Source organism: Dyadobacter crusticola DSM 16708, assembly GCF_000701505.1.
Classification (GTDB): domain Bacteria; phylum Bacteroidota; class Bacteroidia; order Cytophagales; family Spirosomataceae; genus Dyadobacter; species Dyadobacter crusticola.
This window is the reverse complement of the sequence record NZ_JNJB01000012.1, coordinates 122,336-142,071: the sequence shown is the minus strand read 5'-3', so window position 1 is coordinate 142,071 and position 19,736 is coordinate 122,336. Positions and strand designations below refer to the sequence as shown.

The 19,736-nt window shown below is 45.6% G+C and carries 19 protein-coding genes and 1 pseudogene; 11 read left to right on the top strand and 9 right to left on the bottom strand.

What is annotated here, in order from left to right:
* Positions 1–33 precede the first annotated feature (33 nt).
* The 4 genes and pseudogenes from Q369_RS0116585 (at position 34) to Q369_RS0116570 (ending at position 2,246) form a co-directional block, all read left to right on the top strand.
* Entirely contained in the window at positions 34–957 is a 924-nt protein-coding gene (locus Q369_RS0116585; RefSeq protein ID WP_229206865.1) for a DMT family transporter, read from the top strand.
* Between the two features lie 43 nt (positions 958–1,000).
* Complete coding sequence (locus tag Q369_RS0116580; RefSeq protein ID WP_031528910.1) at positions 1,001–1,561, top strand: thioredoxin family protein; 561 nt, start codon at positions 1,001–1,003, stop codon at positions 1,559–1,561.
* Positions 1,562–1,692: 131 nt separating this feature from the next.
* Positions 1,693–1,857: pseudogene (locus tag Q369_RS29895) on the top strand (type II toxin-antitoxin system HicA family toxin); the annotation flags it as partial.
* Complete coding sequence (locus Q369_RS0116570) at positions 1,854–2,246, top strand: hypothetical protein (protein WP_031528909.1); 393 nt, start codon at positions 1,854–1,856, stop codon at positions 2,244–2,246. The pseudogene Q369_RS29895 and the gene Q369_RS0116570, both read left to right, overlap by 4 nt.
* 5 nt (positions 2,247–2,251) lie before the next feature.
* Here the strand turns inward: Q369_RS0116570 and prfA are convergent, their stop codons facing one another.
* A complete protein-coding gene (prfA, locus tag Q369_RS0116565; RefSeq protein ID WP_031528908.1) occupies positions 2,252–3,325 on the bottom strand; it encodes a peptide chain release factor 1 in 1,074 nt (357 codons plus the stop codon).
* 117 nt (positions 3,326–3,442) lie between these two features.
* On the opposite strand from prfA, the gene Q369_RS0116560 reads away from it, so the two are divergent.
* Together Q369_RS0116560 and Q369_RS0116555 are read left to right on the top strand one after the other, a co-directional pair.
* On the top strand, positions 3,443–4,030 hold the full coding sequence (locus tag Q369_RS0116560) for a hypothetical protein (RefSeq protein ID WP_031528907.1): 588 nt from the start codon (positions 3,443–3,445) through the stop codon (positions 4,028–4,030).
* A 14-nt stretch (positions 4,031–4,044) separates the two neighbouring features.
* Positions 4,045–4,977: an SAM hydrolase/SAM-dependent halogenase family protein gene (locus Q369_RS0116555; protein WP_084165765.1), complete on the top strand. Its 933-nt coding sequence runs from the start codon at positions 4,045–4,047 to the stop codon at positions 4,975–4,977.
* A 10-nt stretch (positions 4,978–4,987) separates the two neighbouring features.
* On the opposite strand, the gene Q369_RS0116550 is transcribed toward Q369_RS0116555, so the two are convergent.
* A complete protein-coding gene (locus Q369_RS0116550; RefSeq protein ID WP_031528905.1) occupies positions 4,988–5,863 on the bottom strand; it encodes an aldo/keto reductase in 876 nt (291 codons plus the stop codon).
* 31 nt (positions 5,864–5,894) lie between these two features.
* A complete protein-coding gene (locus Q369_RS0116545; RefSeq protein ID WP_031528904.1) occupies positions 5,895–6,254 on the bottom strand; it encodes a hypothetical protein in 360 nt (119 codons plus the stop codon).
* Positions 6,255–6,487: 233 nt separating this feature from the next.
* Between Q369_RS0116545 and Q369_RS0116540 the strand changes: the two genes are divergently transcribed.
* Positions 6,488–6,823, top strand: coding sequence for a single-stranded DNA-binding protein (locus Q369_RS0116540; RefSeq protein ID WP_031528903.1), 336 nt, complete (start codon positions 6,488–6,490; stop codon positions 6,821–6,823).
* Between the two features lie 63 nt (positions 6,824–6,886).
* On the opposite strand, the gene Q369_RS0116535 is transcribed toward Q369_RS0116540, so the two are convergent.
* Positions 6,887–8,371 (bottom strand): xylulokinase, encoded by a 1,485-nt coding sequence (locus Q369_RS0116535; RefSeq protein WP_031528902.1) that lies wholly within the window; start codon positions 8,369–8,371, stop codon positions 6,887–6,889.
* Positions 8,372–8,687: 316 nt separating this feature from the next.
* Here Q369_RS0116535 and Q369_RS0116530 point away from each other — a divergent pair, with 316 nt between their 5' ends.
* From Q369_RS0116530 to Q369_RS0116520, 3 genes are all read left to right on the top strand, one after another.
* Entirely contained in the window at positions 8,688–10,151 is a 1,464-nt protein-coding gene (locus Q369_RS0116530) for a M28 family peptidase (protein WP_031528901.1), read from the top strand.
* Positions 10,152–10,161: 10 nt separating this feature from the next.
* Positions 10,162–10,971, top strand: a complete 810-nt coding sequence (gene ispE / locus Q369_RS0116525) for a 4-(cytidine 5'-diphospho)-2-C-methyl-D-erythritol kinase (RefSeq protein ID WP_031528900.1) — start codon at positions 10,162–10,164, stop codon at positions 10,969–10,971.
* Positions 10,972–11,052: 81 nt separating this feature from the next.
* The gene (locus Q369_RS0116520; RefSeq protein ID WP_031528899.1) at positions 11,053–11,664 is read left to right on the top strand and encodes a cytochrome c oxidase subunit 3; all 612 of its coding nucleotides are present in this window, start codon (positions 11,053–11,055) and stop codon (positions 11,662–11,664) included.
* Here Q369_RS0116520 and Q369_RS0116515 read toward each other — a convergent pair whose 3' ends face one another.
* The 5 genes from Q369_RS0116515 to ettA form a co-directional block, all read right to left on the bottom strand.
* Positions 11,665–12,876 (bottom strand): TCR/Tet family MFS transporter, encoded by a 1,212-nt coding sequence (locus tag Q369_RS0116515; protein ID WP_031528898.1) that lies wholly within the window; start codon positions 12,874–12,876, stop codon positions 11,665–11,667.
* Between the two features lie 51 nt (positions 12,877–12,927).
* Positions 12,928–14,511: an OmpA family protein gene (locus Q369_RS0116510; RefSeq protein WP_031528897.1), complete on the bottom strand. Its 1,584-nt coding sequence runs from the start codon at positions 14,509–14,511 to the stop codon at positions 12,928–12,930.
* Between the two features lie 17 nt (positions 14,512–14,528).
* On the bottom strand, positions 14,529–15,125 hold the full coding sequence (locus Q369_RS0116505; protein WP_031528896.1) for an LOG family protein: 597 nt from the start codon (positions 15,123–15,125) through the stop codon (positions 14,529–14,531).
* A gap of 18 nt (positions 15,126–15,143) precedes the next feature.
* Positions 15,144–16,529: a UDP-N-acetylmuramate--L-alanine ligase gene (locus Q369_RS0116500; protein ID WP_031528895.1), complete on the bottom strand. Its 1,386-nt coding sequence runs from the start codon at positions 16,527–16,529 to the stop codon at positions 15,144–15,146.
* Between the two features lie 168 nt (positions 16,530–16,697).
* A complete protein-coding gene (ettA, locus tag Q369_RS0116495; RefSeq protein ID WP_031528894.1) occupies positions 16,698–18,365 on the bottom strand; it encodes an energy-dependent translational throttle protein EttA in 1,668 nt (555 codons plus the stop codon).
* Between the two features lie 71 nt (positions 18,366–18,436).
* On the opposite strand from ettA, the gene Q369_RS0116490 reads away from it, so the two are divergent.
* The gene (locus tag Q369_RS0116490; protein WP_031528893.1) at positions 18,437–19,717 is read left to right on the top strand and encodes a DUF349 domain-containing protein; all 1,281 of its coding nucleotides are present in this window, start codon (positions 18,437–18,439) and stop codon (positions 19,715–19,717) included.
* Positions 19,718–19,736 lie beyond the last annotated feature (19 nt).

Sequence of the window (19,736 nt, the reverse complement as noted above, 5' to 3'; positions counted from 1 at the left end):
CCCAATCGCTTATCTTTGTCCAAAATCTAAAAGGTGGCTTCTTCCGCAGACATTCCTCGCAACGCATCCCATAAAGGCATTTACTTAATGCTCGGGGCGGCATTTTTCTTTTCGCTAACTTCCGCACTATCCAAATGGCTGGGCCGTGATTTTCACATTGTACAATTGGTGTTTTTCCGGAATATTGTCGGGGTTGTTTTTGTGCTCAGCAGCATCCGCCAGCGACCGCTTGTTCAGCGCGGCGGGAAGCTGGGTTTGTTGATTTTCAGAGGAGTAGTGGGGACACTGTCACTGTATATGCTTTTTTATGCCATTCAAACACTCGGACTGGGCCGCGCTTCAACCTACCAGTACACTTACCCGATTTTCCTCGCATTACTTTCCTGGCTGTTGATCGGCGAAACGCTGAATGAAGGTGAGTGGGCGGCAATTTTTATAGGCTTTACCGGTATTTTGCTGGTGTTCAGGCCGGATCTTTCCACTTCCCTGCGCGACAATGCGCTCGGACTTGGCAATGCACTTTTAACTGCAGTCTCTTATCTGTCTATCCGGCAGCTCGGGCTGGTTTATGATACCCGCGCTATCATCCTGTCTTTCATGCTAAGCGGGATTGTAATGCCGATCGTTTCAATGCTGATAGGCACTTACTATCCTATTGAGCACCTTGATTTTCTCATCGGTACATTCAAATGGCCCGAAAGCTCGTGGCAGTGGCTGGGATTTCTTGCCCTCGGACTAACCGCATTGATGGGGCAGAAAATGCTGACACAGTCTTTTACATTTGACAAAGCAGGGCGGGTCGCAGCGATTGGTTATTCCAATATCCTCTTTTCGGTACTGATTGGATTTTTAATGGGCGAGTCGATACCTTCCGTTTCGATGCTGGCCGGAATGCTGCTGATTGTGGCGGGTGGGATCCTTATTTCATTTGCTAAATCCAAAACCGCAGCGAAATAAATCGGCGGTAATTCTTGTTCTTTGGTTAGAAAACAAAATTTGTATGAAAAACCTCATTTTGAGCAACCTGATCGTCGCAGCTGTTGCATTTATTTTAACAAGTTTCAAGTCCGATACTGAAAAAAAGGAAACCGCGCAGATCCAATGGATGACGATTGAAGAGGCTTATGCCAAAATCCAGCAGGAGCCGCGGAAGGTTATGATAGACCTTTATACCGACTGGTGCGGCTGGTGTAAAGTAATGGACCGTGAAACTTTCAAGAACAAGGCGGTTGTCGATTACGTCAACAAGACATACTATGCTGTGAAGCTGGACGCAGAGCAAAAAGAGACAATTACATTGGGAGACAAAAAATTCCAGTACCTGGCGCAAGGTAGCAAGGGTATCAACGAAATCGCATTGGCGTTGACCAACAATCAGCCAAGTTATCCTACGACGGTATTTTTAGACGATAAATTCAACATGATCCAGCCGCTCGCAGGTTATCTGAAACCAAAGGAATTTCACGAGGTCATTACCTTTATAGGCGGCGATTTTTACAAAAAAGAAGAGTTCGACAGCTACAAAGCCAAAACTTACAAGGAAAAATATCAGGCGAAATAAAGCCTTCTTCGATATCATCACTCGACTTCCTACATAAAGTTTTTCAATAAGTTGCTCGCAGCAAGAGATCTGCGCGGGTAATAGATTTATTACTTTTGTATGAAATGCAGTGAACTTCAAGATTACTTGCAAAAGACGGATGGTTCCATGTTCGACAAAACGGCAGCCACATTGTTATGCAGCATCCTAGCAAAAACCGGCAATTAATTGTTCCCGATCATGGCCCGAAAGAAGTTAAAAAAGGCCTGTTGGTATCGATACTGAAAATGGCTGGGATTAAAACAACTAAGCGATGAAGAAGCCAACTTTAACAATTAACATCATCAAAGAAGAGGTAGGATACAGTGCTACTTCTTCGGCAGGTAGGAAGCTTATTGCTACTCAGGGAGATGACTTTGAAGACTTAAAGAAGAATATCGTTGATGCAGTTAACCTGGCTTTTGAAGATCTTGGGTTTAAGTATAATATCGATGAATTGGTACTGAGGCCTGATTTACAAAGTTTCTTTAATTTCTATAAAGTAATCAATGTGAATGCGTTGAGCAAGAGAATCAATATGAATCAGAGCCTGTTGGCACAATACATAAATGGTACTAAGAAGCCCTCTTCGTCACAAACGCGTCGTATCCTGGAAGGTGTACAGCAGGTCGGCCGCGAACTTTCAGCTATTCAGTTTCTGATCTGAAAAGCTTAAACCGTTTCTCCCTCCTGCATTCTTTCTGCATTTTCGGCAATCCTCAACCGCTCGATAAATTCCGCGATATCTCCTTCCATGACGGCCGGGAGGTTATAAACCGTGTAACCAATGCGGTGATCAGTAATGCGGCTTTGGGGATAGTTGTAAGTTCGGATCTTGTCAGAACGGTCGCCGCTGCCGACCATGGACTTGCGTTGCGAACTGATTGCGTCATTGTGCTTTTTCAGCTCAATCTCGTAAAGCCTGGAACGAAGTACGCCCAATGCCCGGTCTTTGTTTTTGAGCTGCGATCGTTCATCCTGACAGCTTACTACCAGACCAGACGGAATGTGTGTTAATCGAACCGCCGAATAAGTAGTGTTTACCGATTGTCCACCCGCGCCTGACGATTGAAAAGTATCTACACGCACATCATTCATATTGATCTGCACATCCACTTCTTCTGCTTCGGGCAACACAGCCACAGAGGCTGCCGAAGTGTGGATCCTGCCCTGAGATTCGGTTTGAGGAACGCGTTGAACCCGGTGTACACCTGATTCGAACTTCATCTTCCCATAAACATCTTCGCCTTCTACCTTACAGATGATTTCTTTGTAGCCGCCATTGGTGCCTTCCGTAAAGTCCATAATAGAAGAGCGCCAGCCCATTTTCTCGAAAAAGCGCTGGTACATCCTGAACAAATCGCCTGCAAAAATAGCAGCTTCATCACCGCCGGTACCGCCCCGGATTTCCAGGATAATGTTCCGGCTGTCATTGGGATCTTTCGGGATCAGCAATTCTTTGATAACCTGCTCTAACTCTTCCAGTTTGGGAGTGAGCTCATCGAGCTCCTCTTTGGCCATTTCACGCAACTCTTCGTCTTTTTCGGTCGCAATGAGCTCCTTCGTGCCAGCGATATCCTTCTGCAGTTTCTGATAAAGCTCATAATGCTCCACAATTCTGCCAAGATCCTTGTATTCCTTGCTTAATTTGGAATACCGGCTGGAATCAGATACGATCTCCGGTTGTATGATTTGCTGAGAAACCTCTTCGAAGCGTTCTTTTATGGCTGCTAACTTATCGATCATCTTTATTGAATATCTTTGGCACGCTGTATTTGGGGCACAAAGATACGAATTTTAGCCGGAATGAACCGTTGGGACAATGATCACTACTTAGGGCAAATACAAAAGATTGATAGGTTTATGAGACAGACTATATACATTTTAATGGCAGGAGTATTGCTGGCTGCCTGTAATTCAAACAACAGGATCGAGCAAACCAAAGAGTTGAAAAGCGAGATCAAATCTGTTGAGATTAAACGTGTTACAAACACACAACTCGTTTATTCAGCCAATGAATGGGGTAAAAAAATTGCTCAGATCACAGAAAAGTCACTCAGGAAAGAGCTGGAAAACGATCCCGCGAATGGCAAGCAGCTTTGCGAAGCCTTGGACCAAATTCCTGTCGTGGCCGCATTACAGAAAGAGTATGGAGTAAAAATTGAGTTACTGGGTGCAAGTGACTTGAACAACGCGCGCCTTGATCCGAAAGAGCGTGAATTGCTCAGTGCCTATTTGTACAGTGCTAAAAACAAAGCCGAAGCGGGGGATAATTTGCAGCGGCTTGGCGATACTTTAATGGTATACAATGCGCCGGTTGCCGTGGAAAGCCCGGTATGTAAAACTTGCTCAGACAATCCCGCTCAGCCTTTTGCAGTTTGGAGACTACTCTTTAACAAAAAAGACATTATCAGGAAACTGGATGCTAAGCAGCTGAGAAAACAGGACTAACAAACTCAAAAGCGATGGAAGCAGGTTCTAGTGTTTTGTTAAAAATCATCCGCGTGTTTCTGTTTACAATTGGGGCTTTTTTGTTCATCCAATGCAGGTCAGACAATGCTGCCCCTAACCATATACTCGTTTTCCAATCTGATTTTGGTTTGAAAGATGGGGCTGTTGCAGCAATGAAAGGCGTGGCTGCTGGCGTATCGAAAGATGTGCGGATCTACGATGTCACGCACGAAATTCCTGCTTTTAATATTTGGGAAGCCTCTTACCGGCTTGTTCAAACTGCTCCTTACTGGCCAACAGGTACCGTTTTCGTCTCCGTTGTGGATCCGGGAGTCGGCACTGACCGAAAATCAGTTGCATTGCTCACGAACTCGGGACATTATTTCGTCACACCCGATAATGGAACACTTACGCTCGTGGCCGAGCAAATGGGAATCCGCGAGATCCGAGAGATTGATGAAGCTAAAAACCGCCGGCAAAACTCGAATGAATCTTACACTTTTCACGGTCGCGACGTGTATGCATTTACCGGCGCACGGCTGGCATCAGGAGCTATTTCGTTTGAGGAAGTAGGTCCGAAACTACCAAGTCAGGTGGTCAGGATACCTTATCAGAAAGCCAGGTTTGAAGGCGGAAAAGTAATGGGAAGTATCCCGGTGCTGGATGTACAGTATGGGAATGTCTGGACCAACATTGATAAAAAAACATTTAATCAGCTGCACGTCAAAGTCGGCGACGACATTCATGTCACCATCCAGAAAAAGGATTCAACAGTATTTCAGGGGAAAGTACGGTACGTGAATACTTTTGGTGAAGTACCCGAGGGTGCGCTGGTGGGCTACTTCAACAGTCTTCTGCAATTCTCGCTCGGTATCAACATGGGGGACTTTGCAAAAGAAAAACGGGTAAGCAGCGGCAATGAATGGCGCATTCTGCTTACCCGATAGCAGTAACCAATTATTTTCCGGAAGCGTGGTATATTTCGTACCAGTCTTCCCGGCTCAAATCAATATCTGACGCACTTGCTGCATTTCTGATCCGCGCTTCGGACAAAGAGCCGATAATGGGCAGAGTTCCCAGTTTCATCAACCAGGCCACGGCAGTTTGCTCGATGTTTGCATTGTATTTCCTACCAATTTCTTCCAGTTTTGCCCTCAGGCGCACTGCTCTTTCTTCGGTGCCATTCAATATTTTTCCCCCGGCAAGTGGCGCCCAGGCAAGTGGCTTGCTGAAACTTTGCTTGATGAAGTCAATGCGGCCGTCTTCAATTGCCGAAGTGTTCATCAAATTGAGCTCGATATGGTTAGTTACAATGGGAATGCGAAGATATGACGCCAGCAGCTGGTGCTGAAAAACCGTAAAGTTCGCCACACCAATATGCTTGGTCTTACCGGATTTAACTATTTCGGCCAGTGCAGTTGCAGTTTCCTCCGGATCTGACAGGAAATCGCTCTGATGCAGCAGAAAAATGTCGAGATAATCTGTTCGCAGCCTCTTTAAAGAGCCATTGATACTTTCGATGATATGTTCTCGCGAGGTGTCGTAATACTTCGAGTACCTGTTACCGGAATGCCTGATGCCGCATTTGCTGAATAGGACAATATCTTCTCGCTTGAAAGATTTATTGTGAATGATTTTGCCGAAATGTTCTTCAATTGTCTGATCTCCGTAAATATCCGCGTGGTCAAAAGTATTAATACCCAGTTCCAGACAGAGGTTAACTGTTTTTTCGATTTGTGAGGTGGTCGCAGTACCTTCATCCGCCCACCTCCAGAAGCCGTAAATTGCTTCTGATACTTTTGGACCGGAGTCGCTCAGGCTTACTTTTTTCATTCCGGGGATTTTTGATTCGGTGCAAAAATATTTATTTCTCCAGACGTTTGTCTTTCACGATGAGATAAAAATCGTTTTCGAGTTCAAGATAGCCATAATCGTAAACGAAATGGTAAATACTGCCTTTCAGGGTGGGACGTATACTTGTGATCAGATTGAAGTCAAAACCTTTGCCCAGCAATGCACTTTTGGTAGTCTTTGATTTATCCTCCGGGCAAAATTCTTCCAGTATTCTCCTGTTCTTCCGGAGCTGGTTGTTCATATTTCTTACCACATTGTAAGAATCTGAATTGAGCCGGTTGTTGTAGCTGTTCCGGCACATATCGGAGCAGAATTTCTTATCTACTCTCCCCATTAACGGTTTTTCGCATTCAAGGCAATTCTTCATCATTCAAAATTTTGCTCAGGTCCCGACGGATCTGTTACAGTGTGCATACCTCTCTGCTCGCAATATAGTAAAATTCATTTGACACCAATAAACGCGTTTTTCCACGTGCAAATGGCTGCAAATGTTTTCATATGCTTATAAATGATTAACAACCGAATCAATTTTTTGCTTGAACACAACTTTGCATTGTCGCCTGATCGACAGTAAATAATATCCAATTCTAAACATCAATTACCATGAACTCAGTAAAACTGATCGGAAACGTAGGACGTGAAATCAATGTAAAAGATTTTGAAGGAGGTAAAATGGCCACCTTTTCGCTTGCTACTAACGAGGTATATACGAATAAGAATAAGGAGGAAGTTAAAACAACAGCATGGCATTCAATCGTAGCGTGGGGACAGCTGGCGCAAAGGTGTGAATCGTTGCTGGAAAAAGGGAAAATGGTAACTGTGGAAGGTAAGATAAATTACCGCCAGTATCAGAATAAAGATGATCACACGGTGAAAGTTGCCGAAATAGTAGCCTTCAAAATCGAAGAATACGTAAAAAGCACGGAAGTTACCGCCTGATCGGATTGCGCCTAAATAGCATTTTGCTGGTCTCACAGAGAATAAGTGAGACCAGCGAAAGAATCAAAGGCTTTCTTCGAGTGCCTGCTTCCATTTAGCATAAGCATCTTTGGTCGCTGCGCTATGTTCAGCATTCGGTTCAATGGTCTGCAATGCACTGAGTCCGTTGAAAGCATCCGCGCGATTTTTGTAATAACCGAGCCCAAAGCCAGCGGCACGGGCTGCTCCCTGCGCGCCGTCTGTGTTGTATAGCTCTACCGTAGCCCCTGAAACGTTTGCGAAAGTCTCCCGGAAAACAGGGCTCAGGAACATATTGGCTTCCCCGGCGCGAATATTTTTGAGAGAAACGCCGACCGTTTCCATGATTTCCATTCCATAGTAAAGGGCGAAAACAATTCCTTCCTGAGAAGCACGCGTATAATGCGGCAAGCCGTGGCGGCTGAATTGCAGACCCTTGAATGTACTTCCCGGATCCTGGTTTTCAAGCATACGTTCTGCGCCGTTTCCGAATGGAAGACAGTACAGTCCATCTGCTCCTATAGGTGCTTCTGACGCAAGCTGGTTCATCTGCGGGTAGCTGATATTACCCTGGAAAAGTGAGTTTCTGAGCCAGCCATTCAGGCTGCCGGTACCATTTACGCAAAGAAGAACACCATAGCGGTCCACTTCCGAAATGGGGTTTACATGCAGGAAAGTATTTACCCTCGATTTCGGATCGAATTTGATTTGTTCACTCACACCATAAACAACGCCGGAGGTACCCGCAGTAGCAGCTACTTCCCCGGGTTCCAGCACATTGAGCGAGAATCCATTGTTGGGCTGGTCGCCTGCTCGGTATGTTACAGGTGTGCCTGCTTTGAGTCCCAGCGCTTCTGCTGCTTTAGCAGTAATGTGGCCCTGATCAGAGAATGTGGGTAGGACAGTGGGGATAAGACCGGAGTCGAATCCGAAGTGGCTAAACAGGAAATCGGCGGGACGTTTGTTCACGAAATCCCAGAAGATGCCTTCTGAAAGTCCCGACGGGGTAGTAACAACTTCACCGGTCATTCGCATGGCGAGATAGTCCCCGGGAAGCATGAACTTGTAGACTTTTGCGTAAACATCAGGTTCATTCTGCTTCACCCAGCCGAGTTTTGCGGCGGTAAAATTGCCCGGAGAATTTAGCAAGTGAGGAAGGACATATTCCTCGCCGAGTTCCTGCATTGCGGTATTACCCACTTCAACAGCCCGGCTGTCACACCAGATTATCGACGGGCGGAGTACGTTTAAATTTTTATCAACTACCACAAGGCCATGCATCTGATAAGAAATCCCGATCGCAGCAACTTCCTCCGGCTTGATTCCAGCCTTGCCGACAACTGCCTTAGAAGCAAGACATGCATTTTTCCACCAATTTTCAGGCTGTTGTTCTGCAAAACCAGGCCTAGGCGCGTCAATTGTCATTTCACGCTCCGGAAAAAAAGCGGCGGCTGCCACTGCGCCGGTATCGGCATGTACCAAACTTGCTTTAACAGAAGAACTGCCCAGATCGAATCCAAGAAAATACATTATGTAGGAGTATTAATTGATTGCTAATGCTGATAAACTATGCTATAACTGCTGAAAAGTACAAAAATGTTCACTTAAAATCACAAAGCAATGTAGTTAAGTGTAATGTTTACAATTAAAGTTTAGTCCGCAGGATAAATGTCACTTTTTCAATACGCTGTAAAAAATCCCTTGTAGAAAAAATTCTCTATATTGAACTCGCATATGAAACCAGACTGAGCAAATTGTAGTTTGATCTGTGTTAATCTTGCATAAGCTCAAATATCAGTGGGATATTTGTATTCTAATCAGTTGAATACATCCTTTATCAGGAACTATGAAAAAAATTGTACGGATCTTTTTGGTGAGCAGTTGTATTGTGTCGTTGCTCGGATCAAGTCCGGGTGAAAGGAAGTGGGATAAGTCTTTTGCAAAGATTGAAAATGAAGTCAGAAAAAACAGCAAGGCTTACGTCACACTTGAAAGTGCCACCAAAACAATCGGTCACCGCCTTACAGGCAGCGCAAATGGGGAAAAGGCCGAGGAATATGCATTTAAGTTGCTGAAAAGCTACGGCTTTACTGACGTAAAATACCAGCCTTTCGAGGTAGAAGCATGGATGAGAGATACAGTTACCCTGTCTATCGCACCTGGAAGCTCCGACAATTTCAGGGATGTACCAGTAGTTTCGCTGGCACACTCTCCGGTAGAATCTAATTTGCAGGGCGAGATCGTCGACGTAGGTAATGGACTGGAAGAGGATTTTGAAGCAGTAAAGGATAAAGTAAAAGGCAAAGTAGCACTCGCAAATATCAATCTCGTGGGTGTTACAGGCAAAAAGAACCTTCACCGGTCAGAGAAAACGGCACTGGCTATCAAGTACGGAGCTACTGGCGTGATCATGGTCAATGGAGCACCTGGTAAGATATTACTTACAGGAACAGCTTCCGTCACAGGTGCGATTATCTCCATTCCGGCAGTCTGCATTTCCAGCGAGAGCGGCTTTGAAGTCCGCAAATGGATGAAAGAAGAAGGGCCTCTGGAAGCGCACATCGAAATGCACAATACCTCCAAACAGATCAAAGCGCGGAATGTAATTGCAACGCTGAAAGGGAAATCCGACGAGCGAGTTATCATTGGCGGGCATTTGGATTCCTGGGATCTGGCCACTGGAGCGATCGATAATGGAATCGGTTCGTTCGCGGTAATGGATATTGCCAGAACCTTTAAAGCTTTGAAAGTAAAACCGGAACGAACAATTCAGTTCGTACTGTTTATGGGCGAAGAGCAGGGACTGCTTGGTTCAAAGCACTTTGTAAGCGAGTTGAAAAAATCGGGGGAGATCAATAAAGTAAGCTACATGATGAACCTGGATATGACCAATGATCCCAAAGGGGTGAATGCATTTGGCCGGGACGAAATGAGCGAATTCTTTGCGAATGTGGGTAATGCAATCCATTCGGTAGATCCCAACTTTAAAAACGAGATTATCAACCGTGCAGGTTTGCACAGCGATCATCAGCCGTTTATGCTGGAAGGAGTACCCATTGCAGGTTTGTCAGGACATTTGGACCCCAATGTACTGCAATGCTACCACGCCGATTGTGATGATTTTAGTCTTGTGAACAAAGAACAGCTTGAAACCACAGTTCGCATTGGTGCTATGTACTTATTCGCACTTTCGAATGCCAATAACATAACAGTTAAAAAATTGTCAGATCAGAAAACCCGCGATTTTCTTATTTCCCAGGGATTGAAAGAAGAGCTGGTGATTGGACAGGAATGGCGCTGGGAGCACTAAACGGATTGAAATGCTTGTTTTTCCAAATGCAAAAATTAATATCGGCCTGAATATTGTTGAAAAACGTCCTGATGGTTTTCACAACATTGAGTCCTGCTTTTACCCTGTCGGCTGGAAGGATGCATTAGAAATTACGCGTTCAGAATCCTTTTCGGCAGAATTCGATGGCATCTCGATACCAGGCAACGAAGCAGATAATATTTGCGTAAAGGCTTATCAGCAACTTGCGGCGGATTATGATCTGCCGCCTGTTAAAATTCATTTGCTGAAAGGTATTCCGATCGGAGCAGGTTTGGGTGGCGGCTCAGCAGATGCGGCTTTCACAATCAAAGCATTAAATGAATTTTTTGATCTGAATATTTCTTTTGAAAAACAACTTTCTTACGCACGTAGATTAGGTAGTGACTGTGCTTTTTTCATTCTCAATCAGCCAGCCTATTGTTTTGGTAAGGGAGACGAGTTCGAACCTATTGACATCAAACTCAAAGGAAAGTGGATCGTGCTGGTCAATCCGGGAATTCATATTTCGACAGTAGAAGCGTATTCGGGGATAAAACCCCAGAGGAGCGATGCAGATCTTAGATCGTTACTCAGCAAGCCGATAGGAACGTGGAAAGATCACGTGAAAAATGATTTTGAAGCAACGCTTTTCCCGAAATATGCTCTTTTAAGTGAGATCAAAGAGGAATTGTATAAACAGGGAGCATTGTACGCATCAATGAGTGGTTCAGGGTCTACTATATTCGGGATTTTTGAACAGGAAGCAGATCTGGCTAATGATTTTAGTCAGTTCAAAATTTGGCAGGGAATACTTGGTTAAATAATTCCCTTCGAGCTATGTGCAACACCATTTCGCCAGCGTTATACTTTAATAAAATGTAAGACTGAAAATCGACAGAAGATGAGCTCAAGACCTACCACCAAATTGAAGGAAAGTCCCTTCACAAAGCGCCGCGAACCACTCGGGTTCATGCTTTGGCTGTGCGTAGCCGGAAGCTCGCTGCTTTTTTTATCGATTTTTGTCATCTTCTTTGTCAATCTCCGCCAGGAAGCCGGACAGCTTGACTCGTTGCCGGATATGTTCTGGCTAAGTACATTGGTTATTCTTTTCAGCAGTATCACGCTGCACGAAGCAAATCTGGCATTTGCAAACGAAAGATTCCTGCATTATCGTGTCTTCCTGTGCGCGACGATGTTCCTGGGCTTTATGTTCATCGCATTGCAGGTAGGTGGCTGGTTTGAAATGGTAAACACTCAGATATTCAGTAATCTGAGTAATTCAAAAGGATTCATATATCTCCTTACAGGTTTGCACCTCATGCACATGTTAGGTGGAGTAGGGTATCTCGTGTACCTGTTCAGAAAGGCAGTCAAGAACCGCTCTTATGTAGATTCGTTTGTCTACAGCGTGAACCCGCCAAACCGGCTCCGCATTAAGCTATTTACAACATACTGGCATTTTACCGGCGCGCTCTGGCTCGTTGTCTTTGTTGTTTTGATCCTTCTTTATTAATCAGAAATTCTTCTTGAGACTGTTCCGCGCTAAGAACGTGGCAAGTAAAGTGAGTATGGCAGCCATAATCATCGGAGCACCAGGTAAGTAAATCGGTGCAGACGATTTCGTAAAAGCGGAGAAAAGATTCGTCATCAATGGCGGACCGATGATAGAGGTAAGGCTTTGCAGGCTTGTTAATGCACCTTGTATCTCGCCCTGCTCATTCGCTGCGACCTGCGTTGAGATAATCCCCTGCAAAGATGGGCCGGCAATTCCTCCCAGAATGTAAGGGACTGTGAACACGTACATCATCCAGCCCTCAGTGGCAAAAGCATAGAGCAGAAACCCGATTGCATAAAGCAGCAAACCCAGGTATACACCACGTTTCTGGCCAACTTTTGGAATAATCAGCCGGATAAGATATCCCTGCACAAATGCACTCAGCACCCCCACAACACCAAGCGAATAGCCGATCTCTGCTTCACTCCATTTGAATTTCTCAATCACATAGAAAGACCAGTTGCTGTGGACAGCATGCATGGCGATATAAATCAGTCCAAGTGAGAAAATTAGTCCGTAGATAACAGGGTAGCGTTTCAGGTTTTTTAATGAGCCAATTGGATTTGCACGGCTCCATTCGAACTTCCGTCTGTTTTCAGGCTTTAATGATTCAGGTAAAATAAAGTACCCGTAGAGCCAGTTAAGAAGTGAAAATCCGGCGGCTGCCATAAACGGAACGCGCGTACCAAACTGTCCAAGCAAGCCTCCCAGAACTGGCCCAATGATAAAACCCAACCCGAATGCTGCACCCAGTAAACCAAAATTCTGGGCTCGTTTTTCAGGCGTACTGATATCTGCTATATAGGCAGCGCCAGTGGTAAAGCTCGCGCCCATGATTCCCGCAATGACGCGCCCTACATAAAGCCAGCCCAGCGAAGGGGCGAAAGCAAGGAAAATGTAATCTATTCCGAAACCAAAAAGAGAGGCGAGCAGAACAGGCCGCCTGCCGAACTGGTCGCTAATCCCGCCAATTACAGGTGCACAGATAAACTGCATTGCTGCGTAGGCAAACAAGAGCCAGCCTCCATCTTGTGAAGCCTGGCTGATCGTATCACCTGTAAGCTCGCTGATCAGCTTGGGCATTACAGGGATGATAATCCCGAGCCCAATCACATCTATAAGGAGCGTGACGAAAATGAAACCTATCGCGGGGGAGCGGTTTGCAGACATGATGATGCAGTTTTAGGCGTTGACACCTTAAATTTTAATGCCTGCGTTTTCTTATTTTGTCAAAATCTTGAACTCTACCCGGCGGTTGAGCTGCTGACCTTCCGGTGTGTCATTTTTAGCAACAGGAACAGTTTCGCCGTACCCTTTGCTTGCAATCCGGTCAGGTTCAATGCCCTTACCGATCAGGTATTCACGTACCGTGTCGGCGCGCTCCTGCGACAATTGCAGGTTGAATGCTGCGCTTCCCGTATCATCCGTGTGGCCGCCGAGTTCAATGGTAAGTGTCTTGTTTTCAGTCATAGAAAGAGAAATCCTGTCGAGCTCAGGATAGGATTCTTTGTTCAATTTGGACTTACCGGTAGCAAAGAAAATATTGTTCAGCCTGACGATCTGCCCCTCCTCAATCGGGATCAGCTTCAAAGACTTGTTTGCAATCTCACGAAAGTTCTTGCCTGATCCATTGGTTGTAGAATCTGTCAGATCCACGTTTTCACCTTCTGCTATAAAATTAGGAGCCACAGCGCGCATGCTGTATTTGTGTCCATAGGGGAGGACGATCTTGTATTCGCCGGTTGTCGGGTTGGTAGTAGCAGTGCCTACTTCTTCTCCGTCCGCCAGATTTTCGTATACAATTGTTGCCTCAACAGGCTTGCCCGTTTTAGAATCAATCACTTTTCCGCTGATCATCACGACCGGATCAGCCGATGGAATATTCGCAATGGGAGCTTCGGAAGTTGTGTCGCCGGGAGCTGTTTTCGGGCGGAGGTCAAATCTCACAACGTCGCCTTTACCCTCCGTGTTCTTGAACGAGACCATATACGCATAATCACCGAGCGCTGAAATGGTGTAGTAAGCATCGTAACCATCGGTGTTAATGGCAGGACCAAGGTTAACTGGCCGGCTCCATCTTTTCCAGGATTTGTCAATGCGTTTGCTGTAATAAATATCATTGCTTCCCTGCCCGCCTTTGCGATCGCTCGAAAAATAGAGCGTAACCCCATCCGGGGCGAGGAATGGTGTAGTTTCTGTGAATTCGTCGGTATTAATTTCCGGGCCCAGATCCATTGGCTTAGTCCATGTACCGTTTTTCTGTTTAAAACTGACGTACATATTATCGACTTTGCTGTTCTTTTTTTCACTAAAAGACATAACCAGCGTTTTTCCGTCTGTTGACAGGTACCCGCAATCAAACTGTCCCTTACTGATCTTGGCATAACCCGGAATTTCAATCTTGTTTGGTGCAGACCAGCCACGGGCCGTTTTCTTGCTTGTTGAAAAACCGCGGGTCTCGTAAACGCCGTTTTTGTAAGCACCTTTCACCAAAAGGGTATTTCCGTCGGGCGTAATGCTGTATAACGAGTTATAATCTTCCTTGTTCAATGGAGAAGGAAGCCGCCTCGCTTGGGTCCATTTATCGTTTTTCAGTTCAGAATACCAGATATCCTGGCTGCCTTTTGCACCGTGCGTATTTTGGGGGTGACTTACCCGGGAAAAATAAATGGTTTTTCCATCCGGAGAGATAATGGGGCTTATCTCATTGTATTCTGTGTTAACAGTTTTTCCTAGATTTTCCAGTTGCGCGAAAGAACTGAAAGATATCAGGCATACAGAAAGACTTAAAATTGAAATACGCATCATGCAGGGAAGGCGAACTAGTTGTTATCTACATATAACGAGCTATCAAGAGGCTTATTTTCCGGGTTTTCGCGTCGGAATATCTCCATTTTTTCTAATAGTTCAGCAGGATCGTTAGCCACTACCAGCAACTGATGATTCAGCGGATGTAAAAAGCCTTCTTCTACCATTCTTTCCAACTGAAGCAGCAGCAAATCGTAGTAGCCATTTACATTCAGCAGACCGACAGGCCCATGAAAAATCCGGAGCTGTGCCCAGGTTAGTATCTCAAATAGTTCGTCAAAAGTACCATAGCCGCCCGGCATGGCGATCACACCGTCGGAAAGTGAGACCATCTTGGCCTTCCGCTCGTGCATTGTATCTACGAAATGCAGCTCCGAAAGTGTTTTATGCGCGTTTTCAAGTTTGGCAAGAAAGTTGGGTATAATTCCCGTGACAAAACCGTCATGGTCTATTGCGCCGTCGGCAACCCGGCCCATTAATCCCATATTTCCGCCTCCGTAAATAAGCTTGATGTTCCTTTTAGCCAGTTCTTGCCCAAGTTCGTAGGCAGCTTCTGCATAAACAGGTTTTTTACCGGGGTTCGAACCGCAATAAACTACAATGGATTGCATGAGTATCAGTTTTGTGGATTATTGTTCAAGAATTGACTGGCTCAATGTCTTCAAATCGAGGTCGCCGAAGGTACCTGAGCTCATCAGCAGCAGATTTGCATTCTCCCAGGTGAGCGATTTCAGGAATGCTTCCATTTGCGCCGAGTCAGTGAAAATTTTCAAATCATCCCTCTTGAATGCAGTCCGGATATCTTCTTCCGAAAGCGCTTCAAGCCGCTTGTGTTCTACGGTTTGAGGATTGTAATAGATTACCGCTACATCAGCTGCTTTCAGTTTTCTTCTGTATTGTGTCAAAAAAGCTTTGTTCAAGCTGCTGAAAGTGTGCAGTTCGGCACAGGCTACCAGTTGTCGGTCAGGGAATTGCTCTTTCAATGCGGCAGTGGTCGCTTCTACTTTGGAAGGCGCGTGCGCAAAGTCGCGGTAAACGCTGACGGAATCCGAGCTGCCCAACAGTTCAAGTCGTTTAGATGCGCCTTTGAATGTTTGAATGGCATTGTAAAATTCTTCATCGGTAATGCCTAGCCGCTCGCACACAGCCTTCGCGCCGCTAATGTTTTTCATGTTATGGTTACCAAAAACCAAAACGGGTACTTCACCTTGCTCAGCAGTCAGTAAAATCGTCCTGCCGTTTTCTATCTTGTTAGGATGTACATTATAGGGGATATTAGCAACATCCGGCCGCTCTTTCTGGCCGATCACATTGAGCATGTCATCCGTTTCATCAAAAATGATAGCACCTGCCTTCGGCAGAGAGTCTGCTAAAAGCTCGAACTGCTTCACATAGGATTCCCAGGTTGGGAATACATTAAAATGATCCCACGCAATGCCGCTGATCAATGCGATATGCGGCTGATAATGCATGAATTTCGGGGTAGGATCGAGGGGAGAAGTGAAGTATTCATCGCCTTCAACAATGATCACCGGCGCATTTTCTGATAGCTTCACCATATTATCAAAACCTTCGATCTGCGCACCTACCAGGTAGTTGAATATCCGGTTATTGTACTTCAAAACGTGGAGCACCATTGAAGTTGTGGTGGTTTTGCCGTGACTTCCGGCAATTACCACGCGCTGTTTGCTCTGGCTTTGCTCAAAAATATATTCAGGATAGGAGTACACTTTAATCCCCAGCTCCCGCGCACGGGCAAGTTCCGGGTTATCCTGGCGCGCGTGCATCCCGAGAATAACAGATTGAAGATCAGTAGTGATTTTTTCGGGAAACCAGCCGGTAACAGCAGGCAAAAGATCGTATTGTGCAAGCCGACTGGCCGAAGGTTCATATATCTCATCGTCTGACCCTGTAACGATATATCCTTTCAGATGGAGCTCGATGGCAAGATTATGCATGACGCTGCCACCTATTGAGATGAAATGTATTTTAGGCAAAGACGAATTTGGACTCATTGATTGGAAAAACTGATTTGTCCGAAAGTTAGCAAGAATTGATCTTTGAGCCAATCAAGCGCTCAGTAACGTTCAGCCACCTTGTATGTTTTTGTCACTGCCTATGTTTTTGTCACGTTGAGCGCAGTCGCGTTTCGACTGCGCTCAACGTGACAAGTAATTTAAACGCTAAGCCAATTTTTTATACTTAATCCGCTTTGGAGTGGCATCGCCACCGAGTCTTTTCCGTCTGTTTTCCTCATATTCCGAGAAATTTCCTTCAAACCAGTACACCTGCGAGTCGCCTTCGAATGCAAGTATGTGCGTAGCAACGCGGTCGAGGAACCACCGGTCGTGGGAAATGATTACTGCGCAACCTGCGAAGTTTTCCAGACCTTCTTCCAATGCGCGTAATGTATTTACGTCCAAATCGTTGGTCGGCTCATCGAGCAGCAGCAGGTTACCGCCTTCTTTGAGCGTCATAGCGAGGTGTACGCGGTTTCTTTCACCGCCGGACAGGTTCCCTACTTTCTTTTCCTGGTCGCCGCCGCCGAAGTTGAAGCGGCTCACATAAGCGCGGGCATTTGACTGCTTGCCGCCGATCATAATCCAGTCATTTCCGTCGGCAATGCTTTGGTATACCGTTTTGGCAGGATCAAGGTTGTCGTGTTCCTGGTCAACATAAGCCAGCTCAACCGTCTCGCCCACATCAAAGTGACCTGTAAGTGGTTTTAGCTGGCCGGTGATCAGTTTGAAAAGTGTTGTTTTACCGGCACCGTTTGGTCCGATAATGCCGACTATACCATTTGGAGGCAATGCAAAATTGAGATTTTCGTAAAGTAATCTGTCACCAAAGCCCATTGAAACATTGTGTGCCTCAATTACTTTGTTACCCAACCTTGGACCGGCAGGTATGAAGATCTCCAATTTCTCTTCTTTCTCCCGTCCTTCCTCTCCAAGTAATCTTTCGTATGCGCCTAAACGTGCTTTTGACTTCGCCTGACGGCCTTTTGCCCCCATTCGAACCCATTCCAGCTCACGTTGCAGCGTTTTCTGGCGTTTTGATTCTGTTTTCTCTTCTTTTTTCAATCGCTCCTGCTTTTGCTCCAGCCAGGACGAATAGTTGCCTTTCCATGGAATACCTTCGCCGCGGTCCAGTTCCAGGATCCAGCCGGCTACATTATCCAGGAAGTACCGGTCGTGGGTCACTGCGATTACAGTGCCTTTATATTGTCTCAAATGCTCTTCCAGCCAGAGTACCGACTCAGCGTCGAGGTGGTTGGTCGGTTCATCCAGCAACAGAACATCAGGCTGGCGGAGCAGTAACCGGCACAATGCGACCCTGCGTTTTTCACCACCCGAAAGTGTCGATACCAGCACATCCGAAGGCGGGCAGCGCAATGCATCCATTGCAATTTCGAGGCGGTTGTCTAGATTCCACGCGTCGGCAGCGTCCAGCTTTTCCTGAACCTCACCTTGTCTTTCAAGTAATTTGTCAAAATCCGCATCTTCCGCACCGAAGGCTTCATTGATCTGGTCAAACTCTTTTAAGAGATCAACAATCTCCTGAACACCTTCTTCAACTACTTCTCTGACGGTCTTTGTGGGATCGAGCTTGGGTTCCTGTTCAAGCATTCCGACGGAATAACCGGGCGAAAAAACGACGTCTCCCTGGATGTCTTTATCGATTCCGGCAATAACCCGCAGCAGCGTTGATTTCCCTGAACCATTTAATCCAAGAACCCCGATTTTTGCACCATAAAAAAAGGATAAATAGATATTTTTAATAATATGCCTGTTGGGAGGAATGATTTTGTTGACCCCAGACATTGAGAAAATAATGGTTTCGTTACTCATTTTTTGTTTAATTTGTGCGTAACAAATATCGTTATATATCCCTACACTTAGCAGATAAAAAAATTGGAAGAATGGAAAATGCCACATTGAATGATGAATACGGCTATGTTAAAGACAGCAAGGTATTTTTAAAGGGGTATTTGGATTTCCCCGACCGGCAAATTGGAGAAGTTAAAAGGACAGAGCAGGAGGCGATAGATTATTTTAAAAATCGATTTAATATCGTCCTGAACAAAGTCGAGCAATTGGAAAAGGAAATAGATGAAGCCCTCAACAAAGGCTCTTATTTGACCAAACTGATCCAGCTGCAACGTAAGCTTAAAGGTTTTGACGCACTGGGGGACTTTGTTCCTTTGTTGCAGCGACTGGAAGAGAAAGAGGAGTATCTGAAAGGCTTGATTGAAGTTAACCAGCTCAAAAATCTTGAAATAAAACGCGCACTGATCGAAGATGTTAAAGTCGCTGCCGCTATTGGAGACTATGCTGCTGCAACAGATCAGATACAGGAAATAAAAGCCAAATGGATCCGCACAGGGCCGGTTGAAAAAGAGTATCAGGAGGAAGTGGAAAGCACTTTTCAGCAGATACTCGACGATTTCTTCCAGCGCCGCCGCGACTATTTCGACGAGCAGAACAAGATTAACCAGCAACGCATTGAAGAGTACGAAAAGCTGATTAAGATTACGAAAACACTCAGCTATTCACGCGATCTGGACGATGCCTATGCCAAAGCGCGCGATGTACGCAATGCGTGGAACAATGTAGGGGAAGTACCGCCAAAGCGTTTTTTCAAAGTCAACAAGGCTTACAGGCATTTCCTGAAATTGTTTTATGACAAATACAATCTCGCAAAAGGCATTGAACCAAAAGTGCGCGTAGACCCGCGGATTTTGGAACAACAGAAATTACTGGCACAGGCCGAAACGCTGTTGCGCTCGCAGGATATCGTGGAAGCTTCGCAGGAAGCGAAAGTGCTGCTCAGCAAGTGGAAGGAGATTAAAATACCATTCAAGATGGCTGACAAAGAGCTTGCCGAGCGTTTCAGAATGGTCTGTGATAAAATATTCGAGCTAAGTTATCTGGCGCGTGTCATCAGCAGAAAGTACCCTGCATTTGAACTGAAAAGTCAGGAAGAGCAGCTTCGCACCAAGTACCGGGAGCTGGAATGGCTGGCAAAACGCGAAAAAAGCGATCTGGAATTTGCAATCCTTGAATTTGACAGAACAGCCACCGGTGACCCTGAATTGGATAAGCAGGCAGCTGGCCGCATCAACATTCAGAAGCGTAAGGTTCAGATGAAAGAACGCATTCTGGCAGAGTTTGACAGAAAGCTTAAAACGATTACGGGGTAACCTTTACCGGGTGACGCTC

What these genes read in the sequence shown, in the direction of transcription:
- Q369_RS0116580 (WP_031528910.1), top strand. Translation starts at nt 1,001, where the DNA reads ATGAAAAACCTCATTTTGAGCAACCTGATCGTCGCAGCTGTTGCATTT.
- Q369_RS0116570 (WP_031528909.1), top strand. Translation starts at nt 1,854, where the DNA reads ATGAAGAAGCCAACTTTAACAATTAACATCATCAAAGAAGAGGTAGGA.
- prfA (WP_031528908.1), bottom strand. Translation starts at nt 3,325, where the DNA reads ATGATCGATAAGTTAGCAGCCATAAAAGAACGCTTCGAAGAGGTTTCT.
- Q369_RS0116560 (WP_031528907.1), top strand. Translation starts at nt 3,443, where the DNA reads ATGAGACAGACTATATACATTTTAATGGCAGGAGTATTGCTGGCTGCC.
- Q369_RS0116555 (WP_084165765.1), top strand. Translation starts at nt 4,045, where the DNA reads ATGGAAGCAGGTTCTAGTGTTTTGTTAAAAATCATCCGCGTGTTTCTG.
- Q369_RS0116550 (WP_031528905.1), bottom strand. Translation starts at nt 5,863, where the DNA reads ATGAAAAAAGTAAGCCTGAGCGACTCCGGTCCAAAAGTATCAGAAGCA.
- Q369_RS0116545 (WP_031528904.1), bottom strand. Translation starts at nt 6,254, where the DNA reads ATGATGAAGAATTGCCTTGAATGCGAAAAACCGTTAATGGGGAGAGTA.
- Q369_RS0116540 (WP_031528903.1), top strand. Translation starts at nt 6,488, where the DNA reads ATGAACTCAGTAAAACTGATCGGAAACGTAGGACGTGAAATCAATGTA.
- Q369_RS0116535 (WP_031528902.1), bottom strand. Translation starts at nt 8,371, where the DNA reads ATGTATTTTCTTGGATTCGATCTGGGCAGTTCTTCTGTTAAAGCAAGT.
- Q369_RS0116530 (WP_031528901.1), top strand. Translation starts at nt 8,688, where the DNA reads ATGAAAAAAATTGTACGGATCTTTTTGGTGAGCAGTTGTATTGTGTCG.
- ispE (WP_031528900.1), top strand. Translation starts at nt 10,162, where the DNA reads ATGCTTGTTTTTCCAAATGCAAAAATTAATATCGGCCTGAATATTGTT.
- Q369_RS0116520 (WP_031528899.1), top strand. Translation starts at nt 11,053, where the DNA reads ATGAGCTCAAGACCTACCACCAAATTGAAGGAAAGTCCCTTCACAAAG.
- Q369_RS0116515 (WP_031528898.1), bottom strand. Translation starts at nt 12,876, where the DNA reads ATGTCTGCAAACCGCTCCCCCGCGATAGGTTTCATTTTCGTCACGCTC.
- Q369_RS0116510 (WP_031528897.1), bottom strand. Translation starts at nt 14,511, where the DNA reads ATGCGTATTTCAATTTTAAGTCTTTCTGTATGCCTGATATCTTTCAGT.
- Q369_RS0116505 (WP_031528896.1), bottom strand. Translation starts at nt 15,125, where the DNA reads ATGCAATCCATTGTAGTTTATTGCGGTTCGAACCCCGGTAAAAAACCT.
- Q369_RS0116500 (WP_031528895.1), bottom strand. Translation starts at nt 16,529, where the DNA reads ATGAGTCCAAATTCGTCTTTGCCTAAAATACATTTCATCTCAATAGGT.
- ettA (WP_031528894.1), bottom strand. Translation starts at nt 18,365, where the DNA reads ATGAGTAACGAAACCATTATTTTCTCAATGTCTGGGGTCAACAAAATC.
- Q369_RS0116490 (WP_031528893.1), top strand. Translation starts at nt 18,437, where the DNA reads ATGGAAAATGCCACATTGAATGATGAATACGGCTATGTTAAAGACAGC.